The sequence below is a fragment of the Sphingobium sp. HWE2-09 genome, assembly GCF_035989265.1.
Lineage (GTDB): Bacteria > Pseudomonadota > Alphaproteobacteria > Sphingomonadales > Sphingomonadaceae > Sphingobium.
Map to the genome: position 1 here is coordinate 1,135,261 of NZ_JAYKZX010000001.1, position 21,489 is coordinate 1,156,749.

Below are 21,489 nucleotides of genomic sequence, written 5' to 3' on the forward strand. Positions count from 1 at the left end.
GATAGGAAGACACCATGCTCACCCTGCGCCAGATCGAAATCTTCCGCGCGATCATGATCGCCAAGACGGTCAGCGCCGCCGCGCAAATGCTGGGCACCTCGCAACCGGGCCTCAGCCGGATGCTCGGCCATATGGAGGACAAGCTGCATTTCCGCCTGTTCGACCGCACCCGCGGTCGGCTGGTCCCTACCCAGGAAGCCCGCATCCTGTTCGATGAGATCGAACATATCTACAAGGGCTTCGAGGATCTGAACCACGTCATCAAACGGCTGGCAAAGGGGGAGGACCGCACCTTCCGCGTCGGCGCGTCGCCCTCGCTCGGCCATTCCGTGGTGCCCAAGATGCTGGCGCGGCTAACCGCCAACTATCCCGGCCTCACCATCCAGTTCGACATCCTTTCGGTCGAACAGGCGTCGGACTATCTGGCGCTGCAACGCGGCGATTACGCGCTCACCGTCTTTCCCATCGACCATCCCAACATCCTGTCCAGCCGCATCGGCGTCGGCCGCATGGTCTGCGCGGTGCCCGCCAGCCACCCCTTGGCCGACCGGGACAGGATCAGCGTCGCCGACATCGCCGACGAACGCCTGCAATCCTTCCGCCCCGACACCCCGCATGGCCGGATCATCGCCGATATGTTCGCGAAGGCCCGGCAGCCGCTGGAGGTGGACACCTATATCCGCTTCGCCGAAACCGCCGTCGCCTTCGTCGCCAACGGCATGGGCGTGGCGCTGGTCGACAGCTTCACCGCGATGCAGGCTCATGCCGAAACCGTGCGCTTCCTGGAATTTGACGAACCGGGCACGCTGCCGGTCTATATCAACCGCAACCTGGAATCTCCCCGCGCGATCATCGGCGAAACGTTCGAGGAAATCGCCCGATCGGTCCTGCTCGCCCTGCCACGGCCGAAACCATAACATAAAGGCATGGCAAAGCACGCCAGGAGCGCTGGCACGCAAGGATTGATCGCCACATGATAGCAAAACCCGCAGAATAGAACCAAAGATGGCACCGGGTTGGTAAGAGCTATGGGGCATGGGTTAGCCCCGCGAGAGGATGAAAGGCGTTTCTTCGATGGCCAGCTATTCCGCCAGCGGCACCGTGTCGGTCCGTCCCTATGTGACCGTGGACGATGCGGCGGCCACGCCTTCCGATGGCGGCTGGACCGCGCGGCAAATCCTCGTCGTCGCCACCTGCTTCATCCTCAACATGCTCGACGGCATGGACGTGCTGATCCTCTCCTATATCGCGCCCGCCTTGTCGAGCGACTGGCAGGTCAGCCCGGAAAGCCTGGGCGTCGTCTTCAGCGCTGGCCTTGCTGGCATGGCGGCAGGCGGCCTGCTGATCGCCCCGCTGGCCGACCGGTTCGGCCGCCGCAAGCTGATCCTCGCCTCGCTGGTGATGATGGCCGCCGCAATGTTCGCGTCGGGCGTCGCCACCTCCATCCCCCAATTGATCGCCAGCCGCTTTGTCGTGGGCATCGGCATCGGCACGGTGCTGGCCAGCATGGCCGCGCTGACCGCCGAATATGCGCCCGACAGGCATCGCACCTTTGCCGTGGGCTTCCTGCAGGCGGGCTATCCCGTCGGCGCGACCCTGACCGGATTCGTCGTCGCCAGCCATCTGCCCAATCATGGCTGGCAGGCGATGCTGCTCGCCGCCGCGGCGCTCTGCGCCATCGCCATCCCGATTGTCTGGCTGGTCCTGCCCGAATCCATCGCCTTCCTCCTGACCCGCCAGCCCAAGGGCGCGCTGCAAAAGGCCAACCGCCTGCTCGCCTCGATCGGCCAGCCGCAACTCGACGCGCTTCCGCCGCAGGACGTCAGCGAAACCCGCCACGCCGGCGTGCGCGGCCTGCTGACCGAAGGGCGCGCCGCCAGCACCATCCTGCTCTGGCTCGCCATCACCTTCGCCTTCATGACGCTCTATTTCGTGATCAGCTGGATTCCCAAATTGGCGGTCGAAGCGGGCCTGCCTGCCAAGGACGCCATCTATGCCGGCGCGATCTACAATGTCGGCGCCTTCATCGGCACCTCGTCCATCGGCTTGGTCGCCATGCGCTTCGACCTGCGCCGCCTGATCCTGGTCTATATGGTGCTGGCCGCCGCTGCGCTCACCATTTTCGGCTCGGTCGCCATGCCGCTCGCCGCGACGCTGGGCACCGCTTTCCTGATCGGCGTCTTCGTGCAGGGCGGCTTCAACGGCTGCTACCCGCTCGCCGCGAGCCTCTATCCCCCCGAAGCGCGCGGCACCGGCATCGGTTGGGCCATGGGCGTCGGCCGCATCGGCGCGGTGATCGGCCCGATGCTGGGCGGCTTCCTGCTGGCGGCCAAAGTGTCGCTTCCGGTGATCTTCGGCATCTTCGCGGTGCCGGTAGTGCTGGCGGGCGTCTGCGCCTCGCTGATCCGCCTGCCCAAGGCCGCCTGACCCGCTTCTCCCAAGGATCATTGCCATGCCTATCAACGCCCCCGCCAAAGCGGGTTCATCCCGCGCGCCCATTCTCTGCGGCCTGATCGGCAGCGGCATCGCCGGATCGCGCAGCCCGGACATGCACGAAGGCGAAGCCCGCGCGCTCGGCATCCCCATGGTCTATCGCATCCTCGATGGGGAAGTGATGGGCTATGACGCGGACGGCCTGCCGCGCCTGCTCGACATGTTGGGGGCCATGGGGTTCGACGGGATCAACGTCACCCATCCGTTCAAACAGGCGGTGATGCCCTTGCTCGATAGCTTGTCGGACGCCGCCAAAGCCCTGGGTGCGGTCAACACCATTCTGTTCCGTGACGGCCGACGCCATGGCGACAATAGCGACTGGTCCGGCTATCGCGCCCATTTCCTGACGGGGCTGGGCGATCATCCGCGCGCGAAGGTCGCGCTGATCGGCGCGGGCGGCGCGGCGGCGGCGGTCGGCTATGCCCATCTTGACCTCGGCGCACGCAGCCTGATGATCGTCGATCCCGCGCCGGAACGATCGGCGGCGCTCGCCGCGCGCCTCGGTGCGCTCTTCCCCGACGCGCAAGTGACCACCGCCCCGTCCGCCGTTCAGGCGATCCCCGGCGCGGACGGCATCGTCCAATGTTCGCCGATCGGCATGCTCAGCCATCCCGGCCTGCCCTTCGACCCCGCCTTGCTGACGCCCGCGCAATGGGTGTCCGACATCATCTATTTCCCGCTCGACACGCAGCTGCTCAAAGCCGCCGCCGCCAAAGGCTGCACCACATTGAACGGCGGCGGCATGGCGGTGATGCAGGCTGCCCATGCCTTCGCCCTGTTCACCGGGACGCAGCCTGACACGGTACGCATGCTGCGCGCCTTTGCCGCTGCCAGCGACCGGAGCGCCGCGGCATGATTGCCGACACGCCCCCCGCCATCATCGTGCCGCCGCCCGTCGTCCTCGCCAAAGCCGCGCAATTGCAGGGGCCGCCCGCCGGTCCGCAAACGCCACCACCGCCAGCGTCTCCATCAAAGCCCGGTTGGCGCGCTCAATTGCGCGACAAGGGCGTCGATCTCACCTTCTCCTACGTGTCCGAAAGCGCCGCCTCCATCACCGGCGGGCGTGAAGGCGGCGCGGCTTACACCCAGCAATTGCTCGCCTCCGCCGCGATCGACACCGGCAAGGCGTTCGGCCTCAATGGGGGCAAGATCATCGCCACCATCATCCACCGCAAAGGCCAGGATCTGACCGCGACCCGACTCGGTAATTTGTTCGAAGTGCAGGAATTGTTCGGCGGCGGGCAGGATCTGCGCCCGGCGGAACTCAGCTACGAACAGAAGCTCAATGGCGGCAGGACCGCGCTGAAATTCGGCCTCTACCATACGGGGGACGATTTCGCGACCTTGCCCAGCGGCTGCCAGTTCCAGAATTTCGCCTTCTGCCCGCGCCCGACCACGCTCTTCTACAATAGCGGTTTTTCGGGCTTCCCCATCCCGCGCTGGGGTTTGCGCGTACGGCAGGAGATCGCCCCCAACCTGACTGTCACGCTCGCCGGTTTCGAAGTGAACGCCTTGCGCGCCCAGACCGGGGCAGGGTGGAAACTCGCCCCGCGCTTCGACAGTTTCGTGGTCCCGGTGGAACTGGGCCTGAAGACGGGCCAGAAACCCGGCGGCCTGCCCGGTATGATCCGTATCGGCGGCCTGATCGACACGACCGACCGCGCCGACGTACGCGACGACATCAACGGCGACAGCTACGCGCTATCCGGCCTCGCGCCCGCCATGCGGCAGGAACGGTGGAGCGCCTGGGCCATGGCGGAACAGATGATCGTCCGCTTCGGCCCGGGCGATCGCGGCCTCAGCCTCTTCGGCACGCTCACTGTGTCGGATAGGCACACCGCGCGCGTCTCCACCTTCGTCAGCGGCGGCTTCGTCGCACGCGGCTTCAGCGACAGCCGACCGCGCGACAATTTCGGTCTCGGCCTCGTCTATGCCCGCGTCAACCCGCGCATCACCGACCGCGAGCGCGATCAGGCGGCGCTGGGGCAGGACGTCGCGGTCCAGACGCATGAGGTCAGCGGCGAAATCTTCTACGGCTGGCAGGCGACCCGCACGCTGCTGCTGCGCCCCAATCTCCAATATATCCACCGCGTCGGCGCGACCGATCGTTATCCCGACGCCCTGGTCGCGGGCGCGACGATCAAGCTCATCCTGTAAGCAGGGCCGGGCAGGGCGGTGCGCTGTCCTACACGAACCGATATATGCTACCCACCGCCGTTCGTTTCGAGCGAAGTCGAGAAACCCGTGCACCGCGCTGGCCGCTTCTCGACTTCGCTCGAAGCGAACGGATATGGGCAAGCCTATAATTTCCAACATCTGTTCTTAAATGTCGCAATTGGCGGGAAATGTGCGAAGTTAAGCGCCATTCTCCTACAGGATCGCGGCGGGCGTCGCCTCCGGCCGAAACCTGTTCTGCGCCGCCAGCCGCACCCCGGCATTGGGCGCGCCATAGCCGCCATAGCCATCGGCCCGCTGCACGAATTCGAAGAAGAACAGCTTGTCGAACGCCCGGCTATAGAGCTGCCAGAAACCCGCCCCCTCGCCATCCTCGTCATATAATATGCCAAGGTCCGCCATACGCGCCACCACCGCCGGGTCCAGGCCGAACCGCGCGCCCAGGTCGGCATAATAGTTGGCCGGGATCGCCAGCATCGCCGCGCCGCCGTCCCGCAACGCCTGCGCCGTCGCGAAGATGTCGTCGGTGGTCAGCGCGACATGCTGATATCCCCCGCCAAAGCCATGGTCCAGGAAGCGGGACGACAATGTCTCCCGCGCATCCGACGCATTGATCGTCACCCGAAACGCGCCGTCGCCCGATTGCAGCGCCTGGCTATGCACCAGCCCCGACGGGTCGATCACATCCTGCGCCGCCCGCGCCTCCAGCCCGAACAGCGCGCGCCAGTAAAGCTGCCAGGACAGGAACTCGTCATTATGGACCACGGCCGCCAGATGATCGATGCCCCGCGTATCCGCGCCGACCGCGTCATCCGCTCCGTCCACCGGCCTGAACTCGCGCGCCCACAATCCTTCGACCTCGTCGGCATTGATCAGATAGACCAGGCTGCCGCCAACCCCACGCAGCGCTGGCATCGCCATCCGCCCCGGCCGCCCTTCCGGGCTGTATGCCTTGATGCCCAAAGCGGCCGCGCGCGCCAGCACCGCCGCCTTGTCGCGCACCCGCACCCCGATCGCGCAAATCGCCGTCCCCTGCGCCGCGCGATACGCGCTGGCGAAACCCTTCGCTTCTGCATTGACGATCAGGTTAACGCCGCCCTGCCGCCAGCGCGTCACCTTCTTGTGCCGATGTTCGCCGACGCGCGCGAAACCCATCGCCGCAAAACTGTCGCCCAACCGCGCCGCATCGCCACCATCGGCGGTGAACTCCACGAATGCGCAGCCGAGCGCCGGTTGCGGCGCAGGCATGGCGGTCGGCTGGCCGATCAGCCGCTGCGCAGCATCGCGCACATAGTCGAGCGAGCGATGACCATCCTCCGCCACCAGCCGCGCGGCATTGGACCGGAAGCGGTCGTTGAAAATTTCCAGGCTCAGCGGCCCGTCATAGCCGGTCCGCAATATTGCCGCCACGAACCCCGCCACGTCCAACCCGCCCTGGCCCGGCAGGTTGCGGAAATGGCGGCTCCAATAGAGCAGGTCCATGTCCAGCAACGGTGCATCGGCCAGCTGGACGAAGGCGATCTTGTCACCCGGTATCGCCCAGATGCTCTCGCTCGGTATCCGCCGCGACAGCGAATGGAAACTGTCGAGGATCATGCCGATGTTCGGATGATCGACCGCCTCCACGATTGCCCAGGCATCGCGATGGTCGCTCACATGCCGTCCCCAGGCCAGCGCCTCATAGCCAACGATAATGTCGCGCTCCCCGGCAATATCGCCCAGCGCGCGGAAATCATCCACGATGCGCTGCCGATCGCCCAGCGCGGCGGGATGGCAGTTCGAACAGAAGAGGATACGATCTGCGCCCAGTTCGTCCATCAGGTCGAACTTGGCCTGCGCCCGGTCGAACGCGCGCTGGCGCAGACCGTCCGGCATCCCCTCGAAATCGCGGAACGGCTGATAGAGCATACAGGCCAGCCCCAGATCGTCCAGCATCGCCCGCACGTCCCGTGGAGCCAGGGCCGAACCGATCAGGTCATTCTCGAAAATCTCCACCCCGGCAAATCCGGCGGCAGCGGCGGCCTGCAATTTCTCCTTCAGCGTCCCGCGCAGGGATACGGTGGCGATAGCGTTGCGGGGGCGGGCGGGGGACATGGCGGCTCCTTGGCTAAGGCCGCCATTGTCGCGCATCCGCCCAAACCCGCAATCCGCCCCGCCTCACCGGGGCATAGCTTGGGGTTATAGTTATTTCATCGTCGGAATGACGAAGCTCTGGTCCACCACCGCGCCGCCGGTCGGCCAGCGCTGGGTGATCTTCTTGTTGCGGGTATAGAAACGCACGCCATCCTCGCCATATTGGTCGAGATCGCCAAAGCCCGACCGCTTCCACCCGCCAAAGCTGTGATAGGCCACCGGCACCGGGATCGGCACGTTGATGCCGACCATGCCGACTTCCACCTGCGCCGCGAACTTGCGGGCATAATCACCATTGCGGGTGAAGATCGCGACGCCATTGCCATATTGATGCTTGCTCGGATAGCTCAGCGCCTGCTCGAACGTCTCGGCCCGCAATATCTGCAACACCGGCCCGAAAATCTCGTCCTGATAGCTTTTCATGTCCGGCGTGACCCGGTCGATCAGCGTGGGCGCCAGGTAGAAGCCATCCTCATAACCCTGCAACTGGAAGCCGCGTCCATCGACCACGATCTCCGCGCCTTCGTCCGCCGCCATCTGGATATAGCTTTCCACCCGCGCCTTATGCTGCCCGGTGACGAGCGGACCATATTGCGCGTCGGGATCGCTCGGAATGCCGGGCCGCAGCGTCTCGATCGCGGCGATCAGCTTGGTGCGGAAAATCTCGGCCGTCGCTTCACCCACCGGCGTCACCACCGGCAAAGCCATGCAGCGTTCGCCCGCCGACCCATAGGCGGCGCCGACGATATCGGCGACCGCCTGGTCCATGTCCGCGTCGGGCAGGATGATGCCATGATTCTTCGCCCCGCCCATGCATTGCGCCCGCTTGCCGTTGGCGGCGGCGCGCTGATAGACATAGTTGGCGATGTCGGACGATCCCACAAAACTGACCGCCTTGATATCGGGATGATCCAGGATCGCGTCCACAATCTCCTTGTCGCCATGCACCACGTTCAGGATGCCCTCGGGCAGGCCCGCCTCCAGCGCCAGTTCGGCCAGCCGCACCGGCACCGACGGATCACGTTCGGATGGCTTGAGGATGAAGGCGTTGCCGCACGCGATCGCCATCGCGCTCATCCATAGCGGGATCATCGCGGGGAAGTTGAACGGCGTGATGCCCGCCACGATGCCCAGCGGCTGGCGCACCGAATAGACATCGATGCCCGGCCCGGCGCCTTCGGTATAGTCGCCCTTCAACAGATGCGGGATACCGCAGGCGAACTCCACGACTTCCAGCCCGCGCTGGATATCGCCCTTCGCGTCGGCGATCACCTTGCCATGTTCGGACGACAGCATACGGGCCAGTTCGTCCAGATTGGCTTCGATCAGTTCGCGATAGCGGAACATCACCCGCGCGCGCCGCTGCGGGTTGGTGGCGGCCCAGTCTGGCTGCGCCGACAAAGCGGAATCCATCGCCTGCTGCAATTGCAACGGGGTGGCGAGTTCGACCTGCGCCTGCACGGTGCCGGTCGACGGGTCCAGCACGTCGGACAGGCGCGCGCCGGGAAAGGATACGCTTTTCCCATGGATGAAATGGCTGATGGAACGCATGTCTCTGGTCCTCTCCTGGCAATGCTATGGCACCGCTATAGACCCGTCGGCTTGGCGGATATACAGGGGCATGAACACAATGGTTGTGCAGATTTGCCCATGCTGAATTCCGACGAACTGCGCCTGTTCCTGGCCGTCATGCGCGAAGGCAATATGCTGGCGGCCGCCCGTCGCATCGGCGTGGACCATAGCACGGTCGCGCGCCGCATGAACGCGATGGAGCGCACGCTGGGCGCGCGCCTGTTCGACCGATCGCCCCGCGGCGTGATGCCGACACCCGCCGCCTTCGCGCTTGTCGGCCATGCCGAACGGATCGAAAGCGAATTGCTGGCGGCGATCAGCAGCGTGGAAGGCCGCGATCGCGACATCGAAGGCATGGTGCGCCTGGCAACGCCGGAGGCCTGCGCCGCGCATCTGGTCGCCCCCCATGTCGCGGCGTTACGCGCCCGCCACCCGCGCCTGACGCTGGAACTCGCGTCGGAAAGCCGGGCCGCCAGCCTGTCCAAGCGCGAGGCGGATATCGCGGTCATGCTTAATCCCCCGCCAAGGGGGCGGCTGGTCACCCGCAAGCTGGTCGATTATCGCATCGCCCTCTACGCCTCGCGGGCCTATCTGGAGCGGGAAGGGGCGCCAGCGACCCGCGCCGACCTCGCCCGCCATGGCTTCATATCCTATATCGAGGATCTGGCCGGCTTCCCTGAAATGATCGCACTCGATGAGCTATTGCCCAGCGCCCACGTCCGCTTCCGCGCCAGTTCCAGCGCGGCCCAGCATGAAGCTGTGGCGGCAGGCATGGGCATGGGCATGCTCCACGTCTTCGCCTCCGCACAGGACGATCGCCTGGTCCAGATATTGCCGACCGAGATGGAAGTGCGCCGCAGCTACTGGCTGGTGATGCACGCGGATATGGAAGGATTGCCGCGGGTTCGGGCCGTGGTCGATTTCCTGGACGACGTCATGCGATCGATGCACGATCGCCTCTGACCTCAGATCAAATTCAACACCGTCGCGGCATGCTCCTGTCGGCAGATCAGCAGGTCGGGCAGATAAACGTCGCGCTGATTATAGACCAACGGCGAACCGTCGATCCGCGAACAATGCAGGCCATGGGCCAGCGCGACGGCGACCGGCGCCATGCTGTCCCATTCATATTGGCCGCCCGAATGGAGATAGATGTCGGCCTGCCCCAGGATGATCGCCATCGCCTTGGCCCCGGCCGATCCCATCGGCACCAGTTCGGCGTTCAACTTCTCCGAGACTGCCACCGCTTCGGCGGCAGGGCGCGTGCGGCTGACCACCATGCGCAGCTTGTCTGGCGCAGGCGGCAGGGCGACGGGCTGATCCGATCGCAGCACCCGGCCGCCATCCATGCCCGGCAAGGCGACCGCGCCGATGACCGGTTGTCCGTCGATCGCCAGCCCGACATGTACGGCCCAATCGCCGCGCTCTTCGCCATATTCGCGGGTGCCATCGACCGGATCGACGATCCACACCCGGCTCTTGGCCAGACGATCGGCATTGTCCTTTTCCTCTTCGGACAACAGCCCATCCTCGGGCCGCTGTTCGCGCAGCGCATGGCATAGAAACTGGTTGGCGGTCTGGTCGCCCGCCTTGCCCAGCGCCTTGGCCGTGAACAAGCCCGAAGCCCGCACGTCCAGCAGCAGGCGACCCGCTATGTCGGCCAGATGCGCCGCCAGCGCGGCGTCGGACAGCGCCGCGCTCATGGAATGAGCCGCGCGACGATGGCCTCGGCCGCTTCCTCGGCGGTCATGACCGACGTATCCACATGGATTTCCGGATCTTCAGGCGCTTCATAGGGGCTGTCGATCCCGGTGAAGTTCTTGAGCTGCCCCGATCGCGCCTTCTTATACAGACCCTTCACGTCGCGCGCCTCGGCATCGGCCAGCGTCGTATCGATATGCACCTCGATAAACTCGCCGGGCTGCATCATGCTGCGCACCATGTCCCGCTCCGCGCGGAAGGGGGAGATGAAGGCGGTGATAACGATCAACCCTGCGTCGGTCATCAGCTTCGCTACCTCGCCCACGCGGCGGATATTTTCCACCCGGTCGGCATCGGTGAAGCCCAGATCCTTGTTCAGCCCATGGCGGACATTGTCGCCGTCCAGCAGGAAGGTATGGCGGTTCATCCGCGCCAGCTTCTTTTCCACCAGATTGGCGATGGTCGATTTGCCTGCCCCCGACAGCCCGGTGAACCACAGCACGACCGGCTTCTGGTTCTTCAGGCCCGCATGGAAATCGCGGCTGATGTCGGTCGATTGCCAATGGACGTTCTGCGCGCGGCGCAGGCTGAAGTGCAACATCCCCGCCGCCACGGTGGCGTTGGTGATCTTGTCGATCAGGATGAAGCCGCCCAGCGTCCGGTTCGCCGCATAGGGTTCGAACACCACCTGCTTGTCGGTCGACAGGTTGGCGACACCGATGGCGTTCAACTCCAGCGTCTTGGCCGCCAGATGCTCCATCGTATTGACGTTGACCTGATATTTGGGCTGCTGCACCGTCGCAGTCACCGTCTGCGTGCCCAGCTTGAGCCAGTAGGACCGGCCCGGCAACATCTCCTCGTCCGCCATCCACACAATCGTCGCTTCGAACTGGTCGGCGGCCTGGGGCGGATTGTCGGACGCGGCGATCACGTTACCGCGCGAACAATCGACCTCATCCGCAAAGCAGAGCGTCACCGACTGCCCAGCAACGGCCTGATCCAGGTCGCCGTCCAGCGTCACGATCCGCGTGATCGTACTGGTCTTGCCCGATGGCAGTACGCGGATGGCATCGCCGGGCTTGACCGATCCGGTCGCAATCTGGCCGGAAAAGCCGCGGAAGTCGAGATTGGGGCGATTGACCCACTGCACCGCCATGCGGAACGGCTTGTCCGCATCCGCCGCGCTGTTGACCTCCACCGTTTCCAGATGCTCGATCAGCGCTGGTCCCTTATACCAGGGCGTGTTCGCGCTGGGACCAGTGATATTGTCGCCCTTGAACCCGGAAATCGGCATCGGCGTAAAGGCCGTGATGCCGATCGAGCGGGCGAACTCGGCATAATCCTTGACGATGCCGTCGAACACCACCTGGTCATAGCCGACCAGGTCCATCTTGTTCACCGCCAGCACGATGTTGCGGATGCCGATCAGGTGGGCGAGATAGCTGTGGCGGCGGGTTTGCGTCAGGATACCCTTGCGCGCATCGATGAGGATGACGGCCAGGTCGGCGGTCGATGCGCCGGTCACCATATTGCGCGTATATTGTTCGTGGCCGGGGGTGTCGGCGACGATGAACTTGCGCTTTTCGGTGGCGAAGAAGCGATAGGCGACGTCGATCGTGATGCCCTGTTCGCGCTCGGCGGCCAGACCATCGACCAGCAGGGCGAAGTCGATCTCCTGCCCCTGCGTGCCGACCTTCTTGCTGTCCGCCTCCAGCGCGGCCAGTTGATCCTCGAAGATCATCTTGCTGTCGTAGAGCAACCGCCCGATCAGCGTCGACTTGCCGTCATCCACCGACCCGCAGGTGATGAAGCGCAGCATCGTCTTATGCTCATGGACCTTGAGATACTGGTCGATATCCTCTGCAATCAGGGCGTCGGTCTTGTAGATGGGGTCGGCGATAGTGTCGGTCATGTCGCTACCTCGTCATCCCAGCGAAGGCTGGGATCTCGTTGATCTTGGGGAGAGTCAGGCGGTCGGGAACCCCAGCCTGTGCTGGGGTTGACGCTTCGGAACGCTGCGCATTCCGTGGCGCGTCAAAAATAACCCTCCTGCTTCTTCTTCTCCATGCCCGCGCCACCGGCATCCTTGTCGATTGCGCGGCCCTGCCGTTCCGACGTGGTCGTCAACAGCGTTTCCTGGATCACTTCCGGCAGCGTCTTGGCCGTGCTTTCGACCGCGCCGGTCAGCGGATAGCAACCCAGCGTGCGGAAGCGGATCGACCGCATCACTGGCTCTTCGCCGGGCTGCAACGGGAAGCGATCGTCATCGACCATCAGCAACATGCCGTCGCGCTCCACCGTCGGGCGAGTGTCCGCGAAATAGAGCGGCACGATCGGCACGTCGTTCAGATGGATATATTGCCAGATATCCAGTTCGGTCCAATTGCTGATCGGAAAGATGCGGATGCTCTCGCCCTTATTCTTGCGGGCGTTGTAGAGGTTCCATAATTCGGGCCGCTGGTTCTTGGGATCCCAGCCATGCGAAGCAGTGCGGAAGGAGAAGATGCGCTCCTTCGCCCGGCTCTTTTCCTCATCGCGCCGCGCACCGCCAAAGGCCGCGTCGAAGCCATAGAGATTGAGCGCCTGCTTCAAACCTTCGGTCTTCCACATGTCGGTATGCAGCGCGCCATGGTCGAACGGGTTGATGCCGCGCTCGGCCGCTTCGGGGTTCTGATAGACCAGCAATTCCATGCCGCTTTCCTGCGCCATACGATCGCGCAGCTTGTACATCTCCTGGAATTTCCAGGTCGTATCGACATGCAGCAGCGGGAAGGGCGGGGGCGAAGGGTAGAAAGCCTTGCGCGCCAGATGCAGCATCACCGCGCTGTCCTTGCCGACGCTATAGAGCATCACCGGCTTTTCGGCTTCGGCTACCACCTCGCGCAATATGTGGATGCTCTCGGCCTCCAGTCGCTCCAAATGGGTCAGGGTCTTCGCGTCCACCATATGTCCTCGCAATCGTCTGTCCCGGCAATGGCAGCACACGATGATCTGAGAACCTCCCATATGGGAGGGCGAATATCCCCGCAACGCGAGGATAAGTTTGGCCGCCTAAACCTGGGGCATCACCCCTTGCCACGTCGGGGACGCAGCGCGTCACGCATGGCGATGCTGGAATTGATGCGGGTGACGCCCGGCATGCGCGACAATATTTCGCTATGGATGCGTTCATAAGCGTCGACGCTATCCGCCTCCACCCGCAACCAATAATCGACCGCACCGGTCATCAGGAAACATTCGCGAATTTCCGGGCATTGGCGCACCGCATGTTCGAAGCGGGCCAGAAAATCCTCGGTCTGCCGATCCAGCGTCACTTGCACCAGCACATTGACGACCGCGGTTTCGTCGCGCCCGCCCGCGACCATGGTATAACCGCGAATAGAACCGCTTGCCTCCAACTGCCGGATACGCCGATGGCAGGCGGACGGGGACAGGCCGACCTCCGCCGCGATCTCCGCGTTGGAGCGCCGGGCATTGAGTTTGAGCAGGCGCAGGATCGCACGGTCCATCTGATCGATACTGCTGCCCATATTTGCGATTCCCTTGGAATATTCCGTCTTCTGTGCCGTATTTCCGGCTAAATGTCCTGTAATTTGGAAGCATATTCGAAGAACCGTGATACATTATGGTCCAATCGGAAGGGGACGGCGATGCAGGATGGGACAGCGGCAACCTTGCGCATCGATCTGGGCGCGCTGGTGGCCAATTATCAGTTGATCGCGCGTCGGGTCGCTCCGGCCGCGGTGGCGGGCGTGGTGAAGGCGGATGCCTATGGCCTGGGCGCTATCGCCATATCCCGCGCGCTGCTCGCCGCGGGCTGCCGTCACTTCTTCGTGGCGCATCTGTGCGAGGCTACAGCGCTCAAGCCGCATCTGCCGACGGACACTCCGCTCTATATCCTGAACGGTTTGCCACCGGGCACCGAAGCCGCCTGCGCGGCGCTGGGCGCCATACCCGTTCTCAATGCCCTGGCGCAGATCGACGCCTGGGCCGCCCTGTCCCATCTGCAGGGTCGCTCGCTCCCCGCCGTCATCCAGGTCGACACCGGCATGTCGCGCCTGGGCCTCACGCCTGACGAACTGGCGATCCTGCGCGACCAGCCGCACCGGCTCGACGGCATCGACCTGCACCTGGTCATGAGCCATCTCGCCTGCGCGGATCATCCGTTCGACGATGTCAACCAGCATCAGCGCCGGGCCTTCGACGCGATCGCGCGCCAATTTCCCGGCGTCCCCCGCTCGCTAGACAATTCGGGTGGCGCGATGACGCCCGACGTGCAGCATGGCGATGTCGTCCGCGCCGGAATCGCCCTCTATGGCGGCGCCCCGCATGACGCGCCCAACCCAATGCGCGCCGTAATCACGCTGGACGCCTATATCGTGCAATTGCGCACCGTCCCGGCGGGGGCAGGCGTGGGCTATGGCCTCACCCATCGCTGCGAACGGACATCGCATATCGCGACTGTCTCGGTCGGCTATGCCGATGGCTGGCCGCGTCACCTCAGCAATCGCGGCAGCGCCTATATCGGCGGCGTCCATGTGCCGATCGTCGGCCGGGTGTCGATGGACAGCATGGCGCTCGACGTCACGGACGTGCCCGATCACCTGCTCTATCCCGGCGCGCCGGTCGAACTGATCGGCCCGCACCAGACGATCGACGATGTCGCGGCGCAGGCGGACACGATCAGCTACGAAATATTGACCCGCCTCGGCCATCGTTACGATCGCCTTTATCTGCCCGTCGACAACAGGAACGCTCCGCAATGAAGATCGTCATCTTGGGCAGCGGCGTCATCGGCGTCACCTCCGCCTGGTATCTGGCTCAGGCCGGACATGAAGTCGTCGTGGTGGATCGCCAGGCGGGCGTGGCACAGGAAACCAGCTTCGCCAATGCCGGGGAAATCTCGCCAGGCTACGCCTCGCCCTGGGCAGCACCCGGCATTCCGGCCAAGGCGCTACGCTGGCTGTTCATGCAACATGCGCCGCTCATCCTGCGCCCGGCTGTCGACATGGCGATGCTGCGCTGGCTGGTGGCGATGCTGGGCAATTGCAACGCGGCTGATTACCGCATCAACAAAAGCCGCATGGTGCGCCTCGCCGAATATAGCCGCGACCGGCTGATCGCCCTGCGCGCGGCGACCGGCATCCGCTATGACGAACGCAGCCAAGGCACGCTCCAGCTGTTCCGCGAACAAAAGCAGCTCGATGGCATCGCCAAGGATGTCGATGTGCTGCGCGCCGACAATGTGCCTTTCGAAGTGCTGGACCGCGCCGGATGCCTCGCCGCCGAACCGGGCCTTGCCGCCAGCGCCGCGCCGATCGCAGGCGGCTTGCGCCTGCCCAATGACGAAACCGGAGACTGTTTCAAATTCACCAACGCGCTGGCGGCCATGGCGAAGGGGCAGGGCGTACAGTTCCTGATGGGCCGGACGATCCGGCAGCTGGCGACCGAAAAAGGCCGCATCACCCATGTCGTCACCGACCAAGGCCCGGTCAGCGGCGACGCCTATCTGGTCGCAATGGGCAGCTTCTCGCCGCTTCTTCTGGCTCCCCTGGGCCTGCGCCTGCCGGTCTATCCGGTAAAGGGCTATTCCATCACGGTGCCGATCGTACAGGCGGACGTAGCGCCGGTTTCGACCCTGCTCGATGAAAGCTACAAGGTGGCGATCACGCGCCTGGGCGACCGCATCCGCGTCGGCGGCATGGCCGAACTGTCGGGCTATACCAACGACCTGCCACAGGCACGGCGCGACACGCTGGACCATAGCGTCGGCACGCTGTTCCCTGGCGCGGGCGACCTGTCCCGCGCGACCTTCTGGAGCGGCCTTCGCCCCATGACGCCGGATTCGACCCCGATCGTGGGCGCGACCGGTATCGACAATCTGTTCCTCAACACCGGGCACGGCACGCTGGGCTGGACCATGGCCTGCGGGTCGGGCCAGGTCATCGCCGACATCATCGGCGGCCATGAACCCGCTATCGAAACCGCCGATCTCGCACTGGCGCGCTATCGGCGCTGATCTTTCAGGAGAATGACCATGACCATCACCCGCATCGAAACCGGCCCGCGCATGAGCGAAGCCATCGTCCATGGCGACACCGTCTATCTGTCGGGCCAGGTGGGCGAAGGCGACAGCGTCACGGCCCAGACCCAATTCGCGCTCGATGAAATCGAACGCCTGCTCGGCCTGGCAGGCAGCAGCAAGGCGCATATCCTGCGCGCCACCATCTGGCTGGCGGACATGGCCGACTTCGCGGAAATGAACGCGGTATGGGACGCCTGGATCGCCGACGTCGCCGCCCCCACCCGCGCGACCGGCGAAGCGAAGCTGGCGACGCCCGACTATAAGGTGGAAATTATCATCACCGCCGCGCGCGCCTGATCCTGCGTCATGCGGCCCGCCCTATCGCGCCGGGACGAACATGAAGTGGTAGGTCGGCGCTTTGTAGGTGAAGTCCGGCGTCAGAGCACAATCCTGCGGCGCCTGGCCATAGGCGGCCAGATCGATGCAGCGCATGGCCGATGCGATATTTGTCATCAGCGCGACCCGACCGACGCCGGTCGCGCGCTCGCTGCCACTGCCGCCTTTTGACTTGGCCGACGTCGCGATCTCCTGGTCGAAAATGCGCTGGCCATTGTCGATGCGGGTCAGGCGCCATCCCATGCGAACGGTCGCTTCGCTGGAAAAGGAGATTTTGAACGGCGCATCCATTCCGATCCAGCGAGGGGACAGCCGCACCTTCGCCTGCGTCTCGTTTGGCGCGAGCAGGTTCAGTTTATCCAGTGTTTCGCGCAGCGCCTTTTCGAAGCTCGACCGCTTGGCCGCGCCCATGATCCCGGCGGTGGCGGATGCGCCAACCACGCCCGGCATGTCGGCCACGGGATCGAGTGCGATGCGGTGATAGAGCGGATGGTCCGGCGCAACCGCCTTGGGCGCGCCGGGCTTGAACGGCAGACCCATGGGGGACAGCGGCACGTCGGCCGCCATGGCGCAGGCAGGGCTGATGGCGATCGCTGCGGCGGCAAAAAGGATGGTGCGCATGAAGCCTGCCTAACCCCATAATCATGCCCATCGGTTACGGGATGTCGTTAATGCCATGCTGGCACTTGGGAAAGCGACCGGTTAAGCCTCCGCCATGGACAGCCCCCCTCTCTATTGCCGGATCGGCATCATCGGCGCCGGCCGTGTCGCCAGCGCCATGGCGTACGCGCTGTACCGCCATTCGGCCGCTCCGCTGCTGGTGTGGGGACGCGATCCTGTTAGGCGGGAGGCACTGGTTGCGACCGTCGCCCACAGCAGCGCCACCCCTGACCTGGCGACCCTCGCCGCAACCTGTGACCTGATCCTGATCGCGGTGTCGGATGACGTCATCGCCGCCATGGCGACGGACCTCGCCACCCTTTTGCCCGATGATGCCGCTCCCCTCATCCTCCATGTGAGCGGCCGCAGCGGCGCGACGATCCTCGCGCCGTTGGCGCAACGCGGCGCGCTGACGGCGGCGGTGCATCCCGCCATGACCTTCACCGGCGACGCCACGCAGGAAGTCGCCCGCATGGTCGGCGCGCCCTTCGTCATCACCGCCCCAACTCCTCCCGCGATCGCCGCCGCTCACGCCTTCGTCGCGCTGCTCGGCGGCGTGGCGGAGGAGGTGGCGGAGGCACAGCGCCCGCTCTATCACGCCGCCCTGTGCCACGCGGCCAATCATCTGGTGACGCTGATCGCAGGCGCGTGCGATGCGCTGGCGGCGGCAGGGGTGGCCAATCCACCCGCCTTGCTCGGCCCGCTGGTGCACGCTGCGCTAAACAACAGCCTGGATCGGGGCATGGCGGCCTTGTCCGGCCCGCTCATCCGGGGCGACGGCGACACCATCCGCAACCATCTGGCCGCCCTCTCGGCCGATTGCCCGCAGCTGCTGCAACCCTATCGCGCCATGGCGACCGCCACGCTCGACGCACTGGAACGATCGGGCCAACAGACCTCTACCGAACTCAGGCAGGATCTGGCCTGATCATCGGGCCGGTCCGACAGCGTGCATCCTCTCTTGAAGGACGCGCCGCTGCCAAGCTATGCCATGTCGATCGCAAAAAAGGATAGATGGGTGGCCAAATCGCCGACGACGATGCAGGGCAAGGCGAGCGGGCGGGGGAGCGAGGCGGAGGAAACCCGCCTCAATATCCTGAACATCGCCACGCTGGAGTTCGCCGACAAGGGTCTGAGCGGTGCGCGCATCGATGAGATCGCCGAACGCACCGACGCATCCAAGCGGATGATCTATTATTATTTCGGCAGCAAGGAAGGGCTGTACCGCGCGGTCCTGGAACGCGCCTACACCGCGGTGCGCGAAATCGATGCCGACAATACGCGCAGCGACCTGGCCCCCGACGCCGCCCTGCGCGACGTGGTCGGCGCGACCTTCGACTATCATCACCAGCATCCCGAATTCGTCCGGCTGGTCATGAACGAAAATATCCTGCGCGGCGCGCATATTGGCGAAATCCCCGGCATTCGTGAACGCAACCGCAAGGTGGTGGAGCAGTTGCGCAATATCCTCTCGCGCGGCGTGGACAGCGACCATTTCCGCGAAGGCATCGACCCGCTGGAACTGCATATGACGATCAGCGCGCTCTGCTTCTACAATGTCTCGAACCGCTACACCGTGTCCTACGGCTTCGAACGCGACGTGACCGCGCCGAAGGTACTGGCGCGCCGCCGCGGCAATGTGATCGACATCATCGAAAGCTGGTGCCGCCGCTGATCGCTCCGTCATCATTGGTAGATAAGGATCATCCCGTCATCGGCCTTGCCATAATGTTTCCCGCTGCTATCAATGTACGAAATAGTTCGCACAAAATGAGAAGCGGAGAGGAAAATGCGCAAGCCCGTGATGCTGTCCATGGCTCTGGCGACGCTGGCGGTGAGCGCCCCGGCGGTCCATAGCGCCCAGGCACAAACCCCCTCACAGCCGCCATCCCCCGCCACCGCGCCCGAACCCGCACTGGGCGATCCGCTGCCCGATCGCCTCCTGACTCTCGCCAATGGCGTGACGGTCAATGCCGACATTCCTTATTCGACCATATCGGGCTATCGGCCGATCACCCTCGACCTCTACCGCCCGGCCAAAGCGACCGCGCCATTGCCGCTGGTTATCTATATCCACGGCGGCGGCTGGGCGAACGGCCATACCCGCCAGTCGGGCGCGTTCAGCGACTTCCCCGCCGTCCTCGCCGATCTGTCGGCGCGCGGCTATGTCGTCGCCTCGCTCGAATATCGCCTCTCGAAGGAAGCGCCGTTCCCCGCCGCGATCGACGATGTCCGCACCGCCATCCGCTTCCTGCGCGCCAATGCCGGGCGCTTTGGCGTGGATACAGCCCATGTCGCTGCCTGGGGCGGCTCGGCGGGCGGGCAACTCGCCGCCCTTGCCGCGCTCCAATGCGGCGCTGCGCCGTCCGGTCAGGACAAGAGCAATCCCGCCCAAAGCGATTGCGTCCAGGCCGCCGTGGGCTGGTACGGCGTCTATGATTTCGCCACCATGCCGCAAGCGATCGCAGGGGCGGAAAACGCCTATCTCGATTGCAAAAAGCCCAACTGCCCGGCCGATCGCATTGCCGCCGCCAGCCCCGCCGCCCATGTCGATGCCAAAGACCCGCCGATGCTGCTGATCCACGGCACGGAGGACAAGGTCGTACCCGCCGACCAGTCGCGACAACTGGCCGACAAGCTGAAGACAACCGGCGTACCCGTCACCTTGGAGATCATTCCTGGCGTCGGCCATAGCTGGATCGGTCAGGACGCGGCCGCCACCCGCACCGCCTCGCTGCGCGCGCTCGACCTGACCTTCCGCTTCTTCGACACCCAGCTAAAGGGCAAGCGCTGATGCGCGCGCTGTTGTTGGCGCTGGGGCTGGCGTGCGCCGCACCGGCCACCGCCCAGATCGTGGAAAAGCCCGCTGGCGATCTGGTGCGCACCCAAGGCGGCCTTGTCGCGGGCAAAACGCTTGCGTCCGGCGTGCGTGCCTGGCTCGGCGTTCCCTTCGCCGCGCCGCCGGTGCGTGACATGCGCTGGCGCGATCCGCAACCCCGCGCGCGGTGGGACGGCGTCTGGAACGCGGATCGCTTCGCTCCGGAATGCATCCAGCCGCTGCGCGCGCGCAACATCAACCATTATTTCGGCGAAGAGGCGACCAGTGAGGATTGCCTCTACCTCAACATCTGGGCACCGCCCGGCCCGGCGCCGAAAGACGGCTATCCGGTCGTCGCCTGGATTTATGGCGGCGGCTTCAACATCGGTTCGGCCTCCATGGCCAATTATGCGGGCGATGCGCTGGCGGCAAAGGGCGTCGTCTATGTCGCCATCGCCTATCGCGTCGGCTCGCTCGGCTTCCTCGCCCACCCGGCTTTGAGCGCTGAAAATAGCGGTAAATCAGGCAATTACGGCCTGAAGGACCAAATTGCCGCGCTCCAATGGATCAAGGCGAACATCGCCGGGTTCGGCGGTAATCCCGGCCAGGTGACGATCGCGGGCCAGTCGGCCGGATCGATGTCGGTATCGCTATTGCAAGCCAGCCCGGCCGCCCGCGGCCTGTTCCAGCGCGCCGTCGGCATGAGCGGCGGCGCATTCGGCGGCATCGCCACGCCCATTCCGCTCAAGGAAGGCGAAGCCGAAGGACTGGCGCTGCAAACGGCCTTGGGCGCGCAATCGATCGACCAGATGCGCGATCTGCCCGCCGACAAGCTGATCGCGCTCGCCGCACCGGTACGCCGCCGGTCGATCGTGATCGACGGCGATGTCGTGGCAGAAACCCCCGCCAGCGCCTTTGCCGCCGGACGCCAGAATGACGTGCCGCTGCTATTGGGCTTCACTCGCGACGAAAGTTTCCGCTCGCTCGGCCCGATCGCCAGCGTTGCGGACTATGACGCAGCCGTCCGACGTACCTTCCCAGCCACCGCCACCACAATCCTGAAACACTATCCCGCCAGCACGGTGGAGCAGGCGCAACGGCAGGCGCGCGACATCGAACGCGACTCCACGCTGGGCGCGCAAATGGCGCAATGGTCGCTCGGCCAGTCGGCGACGGGCAAGGCGTCGGTTCACGCCTATTTCTTCACCCGCGTCCATCCCTATCGACCCGGTATAACCTTTGCCGATCATGATCCCGCGACCGTAGGCGCCTATCATTCGGCCGACATCCCCTATTGGCTGGGCACGCTCGACAGCCTCAACCGCTTCCGAGTCACCCGTGATTGGACCGCGGTAGACCAACGCCTGTCGAGCGAGATGATGGACGGGCTGGTCGCCTTCGCCCGCACCGGCAATCCCGGTTCCAACTGGCCCGCATTTACCCGCGCCAAGCCGATGCTGCTGCAACTGGGCGAGACACGCACCGTCACCGCATGGCCGCACTTCGCCGACTGGCC

At 64.9% G+C, this 21,489-nt stretch carries 19 protein-coding genes; 12 read left to right on the forward strand and 7 right to left on the reverse strand.

Annotation, left to right across the window (positions count from 1 at the left end; all coding sequences use genetic code 11):
* Positions 1–14 precede the first annotated feature (14 nt).
* The 4 genes from U5A89_RS05225 (at position 15) to U5A89_RS05240 (ending at position 4,650) form a co-directional block, all read left to right on the forward strand.
* Entirely contained in the window at positions 15–917 is a 903-nt protein-coding gene (locus U5A89_RS05225; RefSeq protein ID WP_338160101.1) for a LysR family transcriptional regulator, read from the forward strand.
* A gap of 157 nt (positions 918–1,074) precedes the next feature.
* Complete coding sequence (locus U5A89_RS05230) at positions 1,075–2,427, forward strand: MFS transporter (RefSeq protein WP_338160102.1); 1,353 nt, start codon at positions 1,075–1,077, stop codon at positions 2,425–2,427.
* A 25-nt stretch (positions 2,428–2,452) separates the two neighbouring features.
* Complete coding sequence (locus tag U5A89_RS05235; RefSeq protein ID WP_338160103.1) at positions 2,453–3,349, forward strand: shikimate dehydrogenase; 897 nt, start codon at positions 2,453–2,455, stop codon at positions 3,347–3,349.
* A complete protein-coding gene (locus U5A89_RS05240; RefSeq protein ID WP_338160104.1) occupies positions 3,346–4,650 on the forward strand; it encodes a carbohydrate porin in 1,305 nt (434 codons plus the stop codon). The genes U5A89_RS05235 and U5A89_RS05240 overlap by 4 nt, the downstream gene beginning before the upstream one ends.
* A gap of 213 nt (positions 4,651–4,863) precedes the next feature.
* Here U5A89_RS05240 and U5A89_RS05245 read toward each other — a convergent pair whose 3' ends face one another.
* Both U5A89_RS05245 and U5A89_RS05250 read right to left on the reverse strand, forming a co-directional pair.
* The gene (locus U5A89_RS05245; RefSeq protein WP_338160105.1) at positions 4,864–6,762 is read right to left on the reverse strand and encodes a bifunctional sugar phosphate isomerase/epimerase/4-hydroxyphenylpyruvate dioxygenase family protein; all 1,899 of its coding nucleotides are present in this window, start codon (positions 6,760–6,762) and stop codon (positions 4,864–4,866) included.
* A 90-nt stretch (positions 6,763–6,852) separates the two neighbouring features.
* Positions 6,853–8,352, reverse strand: a complete 1,500-nt coding sequence (locus tag U5A89_RS05250) for a CoA-acylating methylmalonate-semialdehyde dehydrogenase (protein WP_338160106.1) — start codon at positions 8,350–8,352, stop codon at positions 6,853–6,855.
* 99 nt (positions 8,353–8,451) lie between these two features.
* Between U5A89_RS05250 and U5A89_RS05255 the strand changes: the two genes are divergently transcribed.
* On the forward strand, positions 8,452–9,336 hold the full coding sequence (locus U5A89_RS05255) for a LysR family transcriptional regulator (RefSeq protein WP_338160107.1): 885 nt from the start codon (positions 8,452–8,454) through the stop codon (positions 9,334–9,336).
* Between the two features lie 2 nt (positions 9,337–9,338).
* On the opposite strand, the gene U5A89_RS05260 is transcribed toward U5A89_RS05255, so the two are convergent.
* The 4 genes from U5A89_RS05260 to U5A89_RS05275 form a co-directional block, all read right to left on the reverse strand.
* Positions 9,339–10,076: a 3'(2'),5'-bisphosphate nucleotidase CysQ gene (locus U5A89_RS05260; RefSeq protein WP_338160108.1), complete on the reverse strand. Its 738-nt coding sequence runs from the start codon at positions 10,074–10,076 to the stop codon at positions 9,339–9,341.
* Positions 10,073–11,986, reverse strand: coding sequence for a sulfate adenylyltransferase subunit CysN (gene cysN / locus U5A89_RS05265; protein ID WP_338160109.1), 1,914 nt, complete (start codon positions 11,984–11,986; stop codon positions 10,073–10,075). The genes U5A89_RS05260 and cysN overlap by 4 nt, the downstream gene beginning before the upstream one ends.
* Positions 11,987–12,108: 122 nt before the next feature.
* Positions 12,109–13,020: a sulfate adenylyltransferase subunit CysD gene (gene cysD, locus U5A89_RS05270; RefSeq protein WP_338160110.1), complete on the reverse strand. Its 912-nt coding sequence runs from the start codon at positions 13,018–13,020 to the stop codon at positions 12,109–12,111.
* A gap of 119 nt (positions 13,021–13,139) precedes the next feature.
* Positions 13,140–13,604, reverse strand: a complete 465-nt coding sequence (locus tag U5A89_RS05275) for an Lrp/AsnC family transcriptional regulator (protein WP_338160111.1) — start codon at positions 13,602–13,604, stop codon at positions 13,140–13,142.
* 120 nt (positions 13,605–13,724) lie between these two features.
* Between U5A89_RS05275 and alr the strand changes: the two genes are divergently transcribed.
* The 3 genes from alr to U5A89_RS05290 are packed head-to-tail and all read left to right on the forward strand — an operon-like array spanning position 13,725 to position 16,456.
* Positions 13,725–14,840: an alanine racemase gene (gene alr / locus U5A89_RS05280; protein ID WP_338160112.1), complete on the forward strand. Its 1,116-nt coding sequence runs from the start codon at positions 13,725–13,727 to the stop codon at positions 14,838–14,840.
* Positions 14,837–16,093: a D-amino acid dehydrogenase gene (locus tag U5A89_RS05285; protein ID WP_338160113.1), complete on the forward strand. Its 1,257-nt coding sequence runs from the start codon at positions 14,837–14,839 to the stop codon at positions 16,091–16,093. Before alr ends, U5A89_RS05285 begins: the two co-directional genes overlap by 4 nt.
* 18 nt (positions 16,094–16,111) lie before the next feature.
* Positions 16,112–16,456, forward strand: a complete 345-nt coding sequence (locus U5A89_RS05290; protein ID WP_338160114.1) for a RidA family protein — start codon at positions 16,112–16,114, stop codon at positions 16,454–16,456.
* 21 nt (positions 16,457–16,477) lie between these two features.
* On the opposite strand, the gene U5A89_RS05295 is transcribed toward U5A89_RS05290, so the two are convergent.
* Entirely contained in the window at positions 16,478–17,116 is a 639-nt protein-coding gene (locus U5A89_RS05295) for a hypothetical protein (RefSeq protein ID WP_338160115.1), read from the reverse strand.
* Positions 17,117–17,210: 94 nt separating this feature from the next.
* On the opposite strand from U5A89_RS05295, the gene U5A89_RS05300 reads away from it, so the two are divergent.
* The 4 genes from U5A89_RS05300 to U5A89_RS05315 form a co-directional block, all read left to right on the forward strand.
* Positions 17,211–18,083: a Rossmann-like and DUF2520 domain-containing protein gene (locus tag U5A89_RS05300; protein WP_338160116.1), complete on the forward strand. Its 873-nt coding sequence runs from the start codon at positions 17,211–17,213 to the stop codon at positions 18,081–18,083.
* Between the two features lie 90 nt (positions 18,084–18,173).
* Positions 18,174–18,830 carry a TetR/AcrR family transcriptional regulator gene (locus U5A89_RS05305; RefSeq protein WP_338160117.1) on the forward strand — a complete coding sequence of 219 codons (657 nt, stop codon included), beginning with the start codon at positions 18,174–18,176 and terminating at the stop codon, positions 18,828–18,830.
* A 114-nt stretch (positions 18,831–18,944) separates the two neighbouring features.
* On the forward strand, positions 18,945–19,949 hold the full coding sequence (locus U5A89_RS05310; RefSeq protein WP_338160118.1) for an alpha/beta hydrolase: 1,005 nt from the start codon (positions 18,945–18,947) through the stop codon (positions 19,947–19,949).
* A partial coding sequence (locus U5A89_RS05315; RefSeq protein ID WP_338160119.1) for a carboxylesterase/lipase family protein occupies positions 19,949–21,489 on the forward strand: 1,541 nt, incomplete at its 3' end. The genes U5A89_RS05310 and U5A89_RS05315, both read left to right, overlap by 1 nt.